The 13,630-nt window shown below is 41.5% G+C and carries 6 protein-coding genes, 1 tRNA gene and 1 CRISPR repeat array; of the genes, 1 reads left to right on the top strand and 6 read right to left on the bottom strand.

Features of this window, described 5'->3' with window-relative positions:
• The first annotated feature begins 128 nt into the window (after positions 1-128).
• Positions 129-205 (top strand) — tRNA-Val (locus tag RTR63_RS07065).
• 618 nt (positions 206-823) lie between these two features.
• Positions 824-7,932: a CRISPR direct-repeat array (repeat unit 28 nt; unit sequence TTTCTAAACCATCTATGCGATGGCGAAC).
• A gap of 97 nt (positions 7,933-8,029) precedes the next feature.
• Here the strand turns inward: RTR63_RS07065 and cas1f are convergent.
• From cas1f to RTR63_RS07035, 6 genes are all read right to left on the bottom strand, one after another.
• Positions 8,030-8,998, bottom strand: a complete 969-nt coding sequence (cas1f, locus tag RTR63_RS07060) for a type I-F CRISPR-associated endonuclease Cas1f (protein WP_050324603.1) — start codon at positions 8,996-8,998, stop codon at positions 8,030-8,032.
• Between the two features lie 58 nt (positions 8,999-9,056).
• Complete coding sequence (locus RTR63_RS07055) at positions 9,057-9,680, bottom strand: type I-F CRISPR-associated endoribonuclease Cas6/Csy4 (protein ID WP_099808514.1); 624 nt, start codon at positions 9,678-9,680, stop codon at positions 9,057-9,059.
• Between the two features lies 1 nt (position 9,681).
• Positions 9,682-10,743: a type I-F CRISPR-associated protein Csy3 gene (gene csy3, locus RTR63_RS07050; protein WP_201665666.1), complete on the bottom strand. Its 1,062-nt coding sequence runs from the start codon at positions 10,741-10,743 to the stop codon at positions 9,682-9,684.
• Positions 10,744-10,804: 61 nt separating this feature from the next.
• Positions 10,805-11,788, bottom strand: a complete 984-nt coding sequence (gene csy2, locus RTR63_RS07045) for a type I-F CRISPR-associated protein Csy2 (RefSeq protein WP_160001167.1) — start codon at positions 11,786-11,788, stop codon at positions 10,805-10,807.
• Positions 11,785-13,023: a hypothetical protein gene (locus tag RTR63_RS07040; protein ID WP_312523448.1), complete on the bottom strand. Its 1,239-nt coding sequence runs from the start codon at positions 13,021-13,023 to the stop codon at positions 11,785-11,787. The genes csy2 and RTR63_RS07040 overlap by 4 nt, the downstream gene beginning before the upstream one ends.
• A gap of 124 nt (positions 13,024-13,147) precedes the next feature.
• A complete protein-coding gene (locus tag RTR63_RS07035) occupies positions 13,148-13,456 on the bottom strand; it encodes a phage antirepressor KilAC domain-containing protein (protein ID WP_312523447.1) in 309 nt (102 codons plus the stop codon).
• Between the last annotated feature and the right edge of the window lie 174 nt (positions 13,457-13,630).

Below are 13,630 nucleotides of genomic sequence, written 5' to 3'. Positions count from 1 at the left end.
CCTTAACGAAAACTTAGCTAAAGATGGCGCAATAAAAATTGAAGCGAAAAATTAAAACCACTTGCAAAAGCAAAATTTTTTGGTAAAATGGCACTCCTACTTACGCAAGTAGATTGTTAGACCCTTTTAGGCATATAGCTCAGTTGGTTAGAGCACCACCTTGACATGGTGGGGGTCGTCTGTTCGAGTCAGATTATGCCTACCATATTCCAAAAGCCCCAGTCGATTGATTGGGGCTTTTTTATTGCAGTAGTATCAAGGGTTTGGGTGGTTTTTGCGAAGTAAATAATTTGACCACTTTTCTGATTTTGGGCACATAAAAATGAGCGAAATTTTTTTTGTGCCCATTTTGTGCCCAAATTGTGCCTTGCTTGTTTTCTAATCAGATGGATTTTGACCCCCACTCAAATTTAAAAGATATGGAACTGAATTTATTCTTTTTAACTTTTATCACTCATTTCAAAAAACCTTCATGTCCTAAAAAAAATCCTTTCAAAGTTATTCCCTCCAAATTAAAAACATGGCTATTAGAAACTTTAAGACATTGACACACTAGTTTAGTTAACCGTCTTGAGATTGGAAAAATAGATACAAAAGTTGTTATACGGACTATATAAAGTTTTGAGTTTTCACGGTACGACTCTAAATCCACATACTAATAAAATAATACATAAGCAAAAATTCAATATATTAAATTGCTTACCTTAACTTTAGATTAGGACTATCTCGTATAAAAATGAGAAATATTGACGAAAAAAATGCAAAGTAGATATATACTAGAAAAATTTAGTAGGGTGCATGAACAATATCAATCAAGCTCATGTTTCTAAACCATCTATGCGATGGCGAACCGCCGCAGACTGGGCAAGGTTGGTGTTGTTTTTTTCTAAACCATCTATGCGATGGCGAACATAAGTCTATATCAATCTGGAAACGTCAAGTATTTCTAAACCATCTATGCGATGGCGAACAACCAAAAAGCCACGAATTGACAGGCGCAGCATTTCTAAACCATCTATGCGATGGCGAACGTTGGGCTTTTTCGGGTTTTGATGCTGTTGCTTTTCTAAACCATCTATGCGATGGCGAACACGGTGAAGCGACGTTTAAACAGTTAGTCATGTTTCTAAACCATCTATGCGATGGCGAACGTTTTTAAACGCTGATAGCGCATTGTCATTCATTTCTAAACCATCTATGCGATGGCGAACGTTTAAGGCTTGCGTATAAAGCGTGGTTGCGTTTTCTAAACCATCTATGCGATGGCAAACGGGCTGCTTAACTAACTTGCGGTCTTGGTAGTTTTCTAAACCATCTATGCGATGGCGAACACAGTGGTACATTCGGTGACCCGAACGTGGTATTTCTAAACCATCTATGCGATGGCGAACCAACACAACGAGAACTTGCACCCAGCGCAGTGTTTCTAAACCATCTATGCGATGGCGAACGCAGATGCTACAAGATTTAATGCCGGGTGAAATTTCTAAACCATCTATGCGATGGCGAACAAGGATTTTATAAAATGCTACATCTAGTTACTTTTCTAAACCATCTATGCGATGGCGAACTCACTCAGTAGGTTATCCAAATTACGCTGATATTTCTAAACCATCTATGCGATGGCGAACATTTTGCCGTCTTTGATGGTCGGCTTATTGATTTTCTAAACCATCTATGCGATGGCGAACGACGTGTAGATTTTTTGCAAAATGATAAGACATTTCTAAACCATCTATGCGATGGCGAACATTTTGCCGTCTTTGATGGTCGGCTTATTGATTTTCTAAACCATCTATGCGATGGCGAACGACGTGTAGATTTTTTGCAAAATGATAAGACATTTCTAAACCATCTATGCGATGGCGAACGATCGCATCTTCGACGGTATCACGTTGACCTATTTCTAAACCATCTATGCGATGGCGAACATGACAATAAAATAGAGTTTGATTCAGTGCAGTTTCTAAACCATCTATGCGATGGCGAACACCAGGTAGTAAATCATACGTTTACTCATTAATTTCTAAACCATCTATGCGATGGCGAACTGGCGCTGAAGTGGTAAATCTTGATTGGGTAGTTTCTAAACCATCTATGCGATGGCGAACGTTTGCCACTGTCTTTGACCCGCAAGCGTAACTTTCTAAACCATCTATGCGATGGCGAACGTAAAACTGTGGCGGCGTTTAATGCGCTTACTTTTCTAAACCATCTATGCGATGGCGAACATCCATTCGATAGCCGCCGATAGGGTCAAGCTTTTCTAAACCATCTATGCGATGGCGAACACGCTTGAATACAACTATATCGACTCGACATGTTTCTAAACCATCTATGCGATGGCGAACGTCTCAAAAGCAAAGCGGGGGTCGTCGCTACATTTCTAAACCATCTATGCGATGGCGAACCCTTACCGTGACGGTATTCGCATCCCCATGTTTTTCTAAACCATCTATGCGATGGCGAACTATTAGTGAGCAATAACGATTTGCGTATTCATTTTCTAAACCATCTATGCGATGGCGAACGAAAAAATTACTTCACGAAGAAATCATCCAAGTTTCTAAACCATCTATGCGATGGCGAACAAAGGCTATCCAATGCGGGGACGCGCTCAGAATTTCTAAACCATCTATGCGATGGCGAACTGCTGCTAAAAAGATAAAATCTGTTTTGTTGCTTTCTAAACCATCTATGCGATGGCGAACATGGTTTTATGCAAGCAACTTTAATACTAGACTTTCTAAACCATCTATGCGATGGCGAACAAGCGTGGGTTATTGAGCAGCTAACCAGTGAATTTCTAAACCATCTATGCGATGGCGAACTCAAACGGAGTATCTGGAGTAGTTGGAGTTGATTTCTAAACCATCTATGCGATGGCGAACTTTCTAAACCAACATCAGACAACTGCCCTACATTTCTAAACCATCTATGCGATGGCAAACTTCACTATCAGACATGATTAATAAATCACCATTTTCTAAACCATCTATGCGATGGCGAACCAACGGCTGCCGCAGCAGGGGCAGGGGAAAATTTTCTAAACCATCTATGCGATGGCGAACTCTTTCCATTTTTCAATAAGCGGTAAATTTTTTTTCTAAACCATCTATGCGATGGCGAACCACGATTAATGCTCAAATAGCCAAAACATGGGTTTCTAAACCATCTATGCGATGGCGAACTCCAAGAAGGTCAAGCAGCTGTTGACACTGCTTTTCTAAACCATCTATGCGATGGCGAACAAACAAATATACGCATTATTACACTTTATACATTTCTAAACCATCTATGCGATGGCGAACTAATACACTTATCACCGACTTTGATAGTCATATTTCTAAACCATCTATGCGATGGCGAACAGTTCATGCTTTTAACTCCAATGCTGATGTTATTTCTAAACCATCTATGCGATGGCGAACATATCTATGACGAAGAAATGCGCGAATTGACATTTCTAAACCATCTATGCGATGGCGAACCCGTCCTCAAAAACTACAACGTTTTTGTCGATTTTCTAAACCATCTATGCGATGGCGAACTCTTTAATACCGATGTTGCCCAAGCCTATGATTTTCTAAACCATCTATGCGATGGCGAACCAGATAAACCTTCGTCAGTTTCTTCGCCTTGATTTCTAAACCATCTATGCGATGGCGAACCCTCGTATAATATCATCTGATAAATCGCCCACTTTCTAAACCATCTATGCGATGGCGAACAAGCGGTAATCCGAATGAATTCCAGCGTCAATTTTCTAAACCATCTATGCGATGGCGAACGGATGTAAAATAAATTCACCTCGGAGCCGTTTTTTCTAAACCATCTATGCGATGGCGAACTGCGGTGTTGATTGCGTCATCAAGGCTTTGTATTTCTAAACCATCTATGCGATGGCGAACTGCTGCATCCGTCATGCGCACACGAAATACACTTTCTAAACCATCTATGCGATGGCGAACCCAATACTAATCCGATTGTCTTGGATGCAGCGTTTCTAAACCATCTATGCGATGGCGAACATGAGTTATCAAAGTCGCTTGCACCTGATGAGTTTCTAAACCATCTATGCGATGGCGAACACAAAAACTAGGCGTTGCAATTATGGGGGAATTTTCTAAACCATCTATGCGATGGCGAACGCATCGTCCATGGCGCCCGAAATATTATCTAATTTCTAAACCATCTATGCGATGGCGAACTATTATCACTAAATTAACTGATTTTTTCGATTTTTCTAAACCATCTATGCGATGGCGAACATTCCTATCAAAAAAAACCATGTCCCATTTAATTTCTAAACCATCTATGCGATGGCGAACATTCCTATCAAAAAAAACCATGTCCCATTTAATTTCTAAACCATCTATGCGATGGCGAACAAATGAAGGCTCTGCTGATGTTGCGCTTGATATTTCTAAACCATCTATGCGATGGCGAACTCCCCTCGCTTATGCCGCTAGTGCAGGCGGTTTTTCTAAACCATCTATGCGATGGCGAACAAAGCAAAAAGTTTGAAACTACTTGTTATTGGTTTCTAAACCATCTATGCGATGGCGAACTTATTATGCCCTCATCTAATGAGTCCTCTAATTTTCTAAACCATCTATGCGATGGCGAACGACGTACTCTTGACCATGCACGTACCCAGCGCTTTCTAAACCATCTATGCGATGGCGAACTTGCTAGCGATGGAGGTTTTGTTGATGTGAATTTTCTAAACCATCTATGCGATGGCGAACCGACCCCAGTTTATCACCCGCTTTTAATTTGCTTTCTAAACCATCTATGCGATGGCGAACCCAGGTACATCTGGGCATAATCGGCGAACGTGTTTCTAAACCATCTATGCGATGGCGAACTTTCAGCTGCGCAACTCACTGCAAAAGCAAATTTTCTAAACCATCTATGCGATGGCGAACGATGAGCAAGAGCGCATCATCGCGGATTGGATTTTCTAAACCATCTATGCGATGGCGAACCTAATTACTGTACCTCACAATATACTTATTTTTTTCTAAACCATCTATGCGATGGCGAACGCATATTTTTATAAGGGGTGTCGCTGGCGGCTTTTCTAAACCATCTATGCGATGGCGAACTGCTTGAGATTGTCACCGCAGTAGTGGGGATTTTTCTAAACCATCTATGCGATGGCGAACTATTTAATCCAGTCCGAGAAAAAGCTCATTACTTTCTAAACCATCTATGCGATGGCGAACGAAAGGCGGCATTGGATGCTTTTAATGGCTTACTTTCTAAACCATCTATGCGATGGCGAACAATGCCGGGTTGATGCCATTCATAAGCAAGATTTTCTAAACCATCTATGCGATGGCGAACCAAAAATTACTAATTATCAGCCCGATGCAGATTTTCTAAACCATCTATGCGATGGCGAACTCTCAACGGCTTGTGAGTTTCACAATGATGATTTTCTAAACCATCTATGCGATGGCGAACCGATACATAAGTATCCTCAAGCGGATAATTGCTTTCTAAACCATCTATGCGATGGCGAACTTAAGACTGGCAACTGTCGGACATTCCCCTTATTTCTAAACCATCTATGCGATGGCGAACTATTATTGTACTAATAGTATAATAATACTCTATTTCTAAACCATCTATGCGATGGCGAACGCGGTGTTGCAGCCGCAGCAAGCACAAGATTATTTCTAAACCATCTATGCGATGGCGAACAAGGTGCAATGAAAAGCCTAGGCGATGCCATTTTTCTAAACCATCTATGCGATGGCGAACTCTTAATGAAGTGTCTTTATTAATTCGTGATTTTTCTAAACCATCTATGCGATGGCGAACATTGCTTGCCATTTATTTCTTTGTAGCTGGCATTTCTAAACCATCTATGCGATGGCGAACATCTTAATAAATACGAGCAATATAGCGGCTTATTTCTAAACCATCTATGCGATGGCGAACGCGATGACACCGCAAACGGGAAATCCGATAACTTTCTAAACCATCTATGCGATGGCGAACGCCAAGCAATACTTATTTATACTGGCGGCAATTTTCTAAACCATCTATGCGATGGCGAACAGGGGCAACTTGTCGCTTCGGCGATGCTTTATTTTCTAAACCATCTATGCGATGGCGAACTTAGTGCCAATATACAACCCTGCACCGCCTAATTTCTAAACCATCTATGCGATGGCGAACATAGGCAAGCCAGTTAAGTTTTGGGCTGTCTTTTTCTAAACCATCTATGCGATGGCGAACAGAAATGCGTGAGCGTTTTGAAGGCAAGCGAATTTCTAAACCATCTATGCGATGGCGAACAATGTTATTGTCGTAGTGGCTATGGATTTTTATTTCTAAACCATCTATGCGATGGCGAACGCCTAGTATCTGCTCAATGTCCGCCTTTAACTTTTCTAAACCATCTATGCGATGGCGAACACAGTGATATTGCCAACTTGACCGCTATCTTTTTTCTAAACCATCTATGCGATGGCGAACGCGGATAACGCACGACCCGAAACGATATCAAATTTCTAAACCATCTATGCGATGGCGAACTCTGATTGCGTAAGTTGCGTATGACCGCGTTTTTTCTAAACCATCTATGCGATGGCGAACGGCAAACAAAGCATCTCTTGTAAATCGCCATTTTTCTAAACCATCTATGCGATGGCGAACTTGCTGGCAGTTGTGGACCAGGTGCATTGATATTTCTAAACCATCTATGCGATGGCGAACGATAAAACCGATACAGACACGACAGAGCCACATTTCTAAACCATCTATGCGATGGCGAACAGCGCGAAATTGCAAGATTAGGCGGTGACAATTTTCTAAACCATCTATGCGATGGCGAACTGCAAAAGTACAATATCTACACAGCGACCACATTTCTAAACCATCTATGCGATGGCGAACAAAGGGCTGCAAGATGCCTTAGTTCATGCAGGTTTCTAAACCATCTATGCGATGGCGAACCGAGCCGCTACTTTTGCGTCAATCTCGGCATCTTTCTAAACCATCTATGCGATGGCGAACTATTGTATAGCTGTCGCCCTCTCGACATACAATTTCTAAACCATCTATGCGATGGCGAACAGCCTTTTTGATGCTCTTTATCATTGCGAAATTTTCTAAACCATCTATGCGATGGCGAACAACTGCACCCCGAGTCAATATCTCCATATTAATTTCTAAACCATCTATGCGATGGCGAACACCATTTTGCGTGGCGGTGACAAGGTATTACATTTCTAAACCATCTATGCGATGGCGAACCTGCAATGGGTGTTAACGTTTCGTCTTCATCATTTCTAAACCATCTATGCGATGGCGAACGCGTTTTTATCTGCTTTGGCAATCTGTGTGGTTTTCTAAACCATCTATGCGATGGCGAACATATCAAAGCCAATCTTACGGGGGCTGCCGTTTTTCTAAACCATCTATGCGATGGCGAACACAATAGCCGATATAGTCCACAGTCTCGACACTTTCTAAACCATCTATGCGATGGCGAACAAGACAAAGCAAAGCTGGTCTATCACCGTAATTTTCTAAACCATCTATGCGATGGCGAACCGTTTGCCATCAATTTTCCACCAGATGCGGATTTTCTAAACCATCTATGCGATGGCGAACTTTAAGGAAAAATGTTTAGTACGTGATTCAAATTTCTAAACCATCTATGCGATGGCGAACGCTAACAGGTGGTACATAGTCAGCAGGGGCTTTTTCTAAACCATCTATGCGATGGCGAACGGTGCTTTTATAGTACGGTTAAGACCTTGCCATTTCTAAACCATCTATGCGATGGCGAACGTAACGGTATCAATGCATTATTAAACGTTTTCTTTCTAAACCATCTATGCGATGGCGAACATGAATCATGGTGGTATCTGCGTGCCCAAGTTTTTCTAAACCATCTATGCGATGGCGAACTGGAGAATTTTCTGACAAAATCCCCAGATATCAACTATATACGTTTTAATTCAGTTAAGACACTTCGTTTTAAAGTGCTTTTTATAAGCAGCTGATTTTATTTAATTTTTTGGCAAGTGTCTACAACGAAGCCAAACATATAATCCAACACATCTTGGTCTTGGCAAATCTCGATAAGTTGCATCCGAAACTCTTTTTGATTATGCCCCAGTTTTGCCGAAATAAATGCTTGTGGCATCACCATCGCATCTTTGACCAAATCTGCTACATCAAACACCAAACCACCACGGCGGGTTTTACCATGTAGCATCGGTAGAGCAAAGCTAATACCTAACCCATGTAATGCAACTGCCGCATAGCCATAAGCGATATAATTCCCGTGGTCAAGGTAGCTATTGGCGATATCGGCGATATCATCATTGGCATTTTTGCCTTCCTCGCGGGTAAATTTAAAGCCACAGCCTTCCGCCAAGCTTTTATATAATACCTTTGCCCAGCGACCTTCGGCAGTCAATAACTGCTCTTGGTTCATTGCCGATTCTATCGCTTGTGAAAAATTAACTACCGCCGATTCATCTAGGCGAATACCATATGATGTCAGTAGTGGATTTTTTTGCCAGTATTTTTTGACAATTTCAATACGTTCTTGTAATAGCACCTTTGCCATCAACAGCCGTGTCGTATCATCAAGCCATGCTTTCATCCAAATTTGCATATATTCGGTAGGACGATACTCACTTTGTGGGGCTAGAAAGGTCAAATCTAATGCACTAAATAATGGTGAACCGCCTGAACCACAAAAACCGACCATTACATTTGATTCTGCCAAACGTCTAGCGGCGGCATCGGTAATCGAACTACCTTTACCCAGTAATAAAAAAGCGGTATTTTTTTCGGGAATATTATAAAAATGTTCAATCGGTTGCATACTTTCGGTCAGATACACGATACGGTCATCTTTTAAAATGACTCGAACTCGCTCAAGATAAAACACACACGCCCGCTTGGACAACATCAGCGGACGGCTACGTTGCTTACGTAAATGACTATTATGAGTTTGGCTCATGTTTTTCTCTTTGATAAATGAAAAAGCAGTAAGCATAAAAGCCTACTGCTTTTTTAAATTAGAATATCGGCAAAGCAAACGGCTGACTGGCACGAGCCAAACCATAGCCATCTGGCACGCCGTCACCTGCATTTTCCATCGGTACAATATCGATGGTTAAGGTAAAAACTTGTCCTGTGCTTTTACTGGCAACTTTAAGATACGGCAAGTCTTTGGCAGTGGCTAGACGACGTTCTCGTAATGGCACATTATTGTCAGACAGTTGAGTACGTTCCATTTTTGCCGTAGGAATGCGAAAACGACGATAACTTTGCCAGCCTGTGATTTTGGCTGTTGGTACAGGCGTTGGCGTACCGACCACACTATAATCCCGCACTTTCCAATGTTGGCTAATACTATCTACCAATCGCTGTAATGCCTCGCTACTATCCGAAAATACCCGAAAAATATCAAAATCAAAACGGGGCGACTTGCCATATTTTTTTTCGAAATCCGCTTGCTTTGCTTTAAGCTTTGGGGAAGGGACCAATGCTATGGCATATGGTGATTTATCCACTAATGCCAACGCTCGAAACGTGCCATGCAATACCGCATAAATCTGATTGCGAATGGTCGGTAGTGATAAATCGACCGTATCTGCCGATTCAATCACACGTACATCCACATAAAACTCAAATGACATCTTAATCTCCCTCAGAATATACGCCACCACGAATCAGACAGGCAATCAAAAACATCCCTTTTTCGCTGTTGGGGTCTAAGTCATCAATCTCTTTTAAAATATCAAACGCTGACATTTTTTCTTTACCCACACGATAAAAAAATTGATGCTCAAGATTTGCCCCATTTGGCTCTACCGCAATCGGTTTATGGTTGTATTCTTCGGCATTGGGATACCACGTATCAATGGTACGAATCGCATTACCGATTTTTTGGTCACGTAATGCCGCTTGCCCCAAAAATTGGTTGTTGTCTGCCCCACGTTGCGGGCGAACAGGGTTAAGTTGATACAGCGAACGAGAAAAGCCTTTGGGTTTATCTTCTAGATAATTTTGTGAAGGGAATACTTCCACACCACCCATGCCAAAATCAACTACCGCTTCGATATGTAGCCCTGCATTGGTTGCGTCGCCTTTTGCCCCTGTTAATAAAATCTCGGCTAATGCCTGCTCATCCGCACTAGGATTGTCAAAACTGTTTAAATTGTAGTCTAACGCCTTAAAGGTATAAGATTTTTCCGAATTTTGACTGGGTGTTACCGTAATTACAATGCTTTCTGCCACCAAGCGATTACGCCATAACCAGCGACCGTTCACAACATTACGCACATAACGACCGACCACCGTTTTTAGCCCATCGCTGTCTTTGGCACGAGCCACAAACGCTTGAAATGCCTTGCGAAATGCTTGTTCATCGCTTTTATCTGCCCCTGCTTTAGTCGCACTGGCAAACAAAATATCCGCCAAGTCAATCAAACGAAAATCCCACGTCACCAATAATTTGGCATTGGATAATAATTTGGCAGATTCGGTTTGTTGAATATTACTGACTTCACGAGCGACTGATTCGCCCGATGCTGACCCTTTGCTTTTATTGCCTGCCACATTTTGTGTACCACGAATGCCATGATACATGACTTTTAATGATTCAGTTTTGCCATCTATCAGATGAAAAAATGCCCCGTCGCTGATAACAGTACCACGTTGTAGGGCTAGGCTTGCGGGTAATTTTTTGAAAGTTGCCATAATAAAACTCCTGTTTGTTTTTTAACATTGGTTAGGTAAAAGTTTAGTTTCAAAAGTAAGGTTAAATAGATTGTCGCAATAAAAACACATCGCCACCGTCATGGGTTTGCCATTGGTACTGCCAAAATAACTCTTGTGGGTTGTCAGATAATTGACGTAACGGCTCGGTAATCAGGTTTGGGGGCTGTTGCGGTTTTTGCTCTTCTTCATATAAATCCAAGTTATCAGAATTTTGAGCGTTAGCAACATTCAGCAGTTGCCGAATTGACACATATTGCACTAAGCCAATCAAGGGTTCGGCATAGGCGTGAGGTGTAGGTATTACAGCTTGTTCAAGGGTATACGCTTGTCGTACACCTGTTCTATCGGTTTTTGGGTCTTCAAGCAACGCATAACCTAGATTAGTCGCTGACAAAAAACTTAAGCCATGATGTTCACCAAAAGCATGATTTAAGCCGTCTTTGGTGAGTGCCAATAGCCGTGTAAAGGCTTGCAAACGATTGAGATTTTGCGATTGTTGGTACGCTAATAACACATCCTGACGGTCTAGCACCACAAAGCCTGTTTTGATGGTATTGCCTAGCACATCCTTTAGTGTTTTTTCATTATCATCTGCCCATTCAACTTCGCCATAACTGGTGATTTGCCCCCCTGCAAAACGGCTATTCATCAGCAATTTTTGCAAATCTGCCAATCTTGGTCGCCGTCTGCCATCAAATCGTATCACCAAACTAAGATGCAAATGACAGCTTGCCGTTGGTTGTAACGATAAGGCATTGGGATTTTTTGATGAATAATCGTTTTTGTTGATAAACGCAGAGCCACGACGTTGGGCAGGGGTAAAGCGTCCATAGGCAAAGCCACCTAAATCTTGCCTGTCATGGTGAATATAAATCACGCCTGTGTCCTTCACGCTCAATTTGCGAGCCAACGCATGAGCGAACATAGTGGATGCCATCAAAGGCACGCCACCGAGCAAAATCCCGCTAGTCTGTAGATTTGCCCCTTGCACTCGAATATGCGGAATTACCGCTAAAAAACTCATGATGCCAACTCCTGTAAGTCATACAGCAAGCCACGAATTCGGCGAGCCAAGAATGGTATGGTGCTATCTTCGAGTACAAAGGCGACAGGGTTGCTTTGTCCTTCGACTTCGTAGGATTGACGGACGATACTTTTTGCCAAATGCTCGGCAAACACAGTCATCCAACCTTCATCTCGTAGCTGTGTGTCAATCAGTCCTTGAATGGCTAAATCGACGCTTGGGTGTTGTAATGGTGTTAAAGCAACCATTTCTTTACTAACCATTTCACCTGTATTTTCGTCATACGCTTCATTGCTTATTTTGGTGATATTCGGCAATCTATCAGCCACTTGTTCAAGGCTATTTTTAGCTTCTCGCCCTTGAGCCAATACGATGCGTAAGATATGGGTCAAAAATTGTTGCTCGACTTCACGGCTATCCATATTGGTACTAGTGGCTTCAATGCCTTTGTTTTTCCAATCTTGGTTATTTAAATCTTTTTCGGTAGTAGCAATACCTTGATTCACCAAATCTGCCCAAGCAAGTAATGCGGGCTGAACAAGTTTGTCTTTCGGCAATTTATTGGGGATATAGTAGTCTAAGCCTTTGTAATACAGGCTAAAGGCTTGACGTATCGTATCATTAGCAGTTGGGGCAGTTAGATAAATTGGGCGTTGCATGGCTCGTACTAGGCTACCCACATTTTGCGGATTTGCCCCACCAATACCAAATACAGCGGTGGTAATACTGTGTAAATCATTGTCGGTTTTACGAGCTTCTTTGATATCATCAACTTCATCATTTAACCAATGATTCACCCCTGCTGAGCTAATGGGACTAATTGAAAGGTAATCGTCACCTTTTGGCAATAATAACTGACGCATCCGAATGTTAATATGCTCAAGTCCCGCTTGATAAGGCGTGTCAAACAAGCTGACAATATCAGGCTGAATCGTATTTACCACAGTTTTAAAATCATCATCTTGCTCTGATAAATCTTCATCTAACATCGCTGATTTGATGGCTTTAAAAATCGTAGCGGTCTTACCTGCATTGGCTTGGTAATCGGTGGGAATGTTAATATCGTCAGCCAATAATGTTCTCGCACTGATATAGGATAAATCCAACGCTTGCGATTTTGCCAAGCGAATACCGCCTTTTTCGATATTGGAATTAATCGTTTTATTACTAAAATGCACCGATTCGGCAAGCGTTTGCCGATACTGGTCGATGGGGATGGTGGAAGCGTCTGACATTCATTTCTCCTTTTTGTTATTGATATAATTGTGTTTAGTTTTAACATAGTTTTGCTCAAATAATAAGCAGGCAAAAGTAGATAAACGACATTTTGTGTCGTTTATCTTTCTTCTTGAAAATCTATTAAGCTAAAACTTGTGTGAAGTGATTAACGCCTTTGTTTGTCACTCGAACTTGCATTTCAAAAGATACATCGCCCGATGTATGCTCGATACGAACCATACGATGGATTAGCAAATTTGAATTAATATGACTTTGATAAGCTTCCCAAGCGGATTGGGATTGGCGTTTAAAGATATAATGATTAGTGGCTAAGCATTGAATAAACTTTCTAGGCGAAAGCTGAAGCATTTTGGCAACTGTACTGAGACAGTAACTAGGCGTTGTACCAGTCGATTTTACTGGCATAAAAGGTAGGTTTTGTTGTATCATAATGATACTCCTTTTTTAACTACACGGTTTTAAAAGGGAAAAGCAAATCCAAAATGTGAGAGTGGCGGATTTGCTTTTTTTTTCGTCTTTAAGAAAGTAAAAATTACTTTCTTGCAGTCATCATATTATCAAAGAATCTTTAAGTCAATAATTTTTTAAAGTTTTATCAAAATA

It is taken from the genome of Moraxella sp. CTOTU47724 (assembly GCF_032014955.1).
GTDB lineage: Bacteria > Pseudomonadota > Gammaproteobacteria > Pseudomonadales > Moraxellaceae > Faucicola > Faucicola tetraodonis.
Note: the sequence above shows the minus strand (reverse complement) of the source record. Positions and strands in the feature narration are given on the sequence as shown.

Bases quoted from the DNA above. Each gene is read 5' to 3' on its own strand.
- cas1f (WP_050324603.1), bottom strand. From the start codon at position 8,998: ATGAGCCAAACTCATAATAGTCATTTACGTAAGCAACGTAGCCGTCCG.
- RTR63_RS07055 (WP_099808514.1), bottom strand. From the start codon at position 9,680: ATGTCATTTGAGTTTTATGTGGATGTACGTGTGATTGAATCGGCAGAT.
- csy3 (WP_201665666.1), bottom strand. From the start codon at position 10,743: ATGGCAACTTTCAAAAAATTACCCGCAAGCCTAGCCCTACAACGTGGT.
- csy2 (WP_160001167.1), bottom strand. From the start codon at position 11,788: ATGAGTTTTTTAGCGGTAATTCCGCATATTCGAGTGCAAGGGGCAAAT.
- RTR63_RS07040 (WP_312523448.1), bottom strand. From the start codon at position 13,023: ATGTCAGACGCTTCCACCATCCCCATCGACCAGTATCGGCAAACGCTT.
- RTR63_RS07035 (WP_312523447.1), bottom strand. From the start codon at position 13,456: ATGATACAACAAAACCTACCTTTTATGCCAGTAAAATCGACTGGTACA.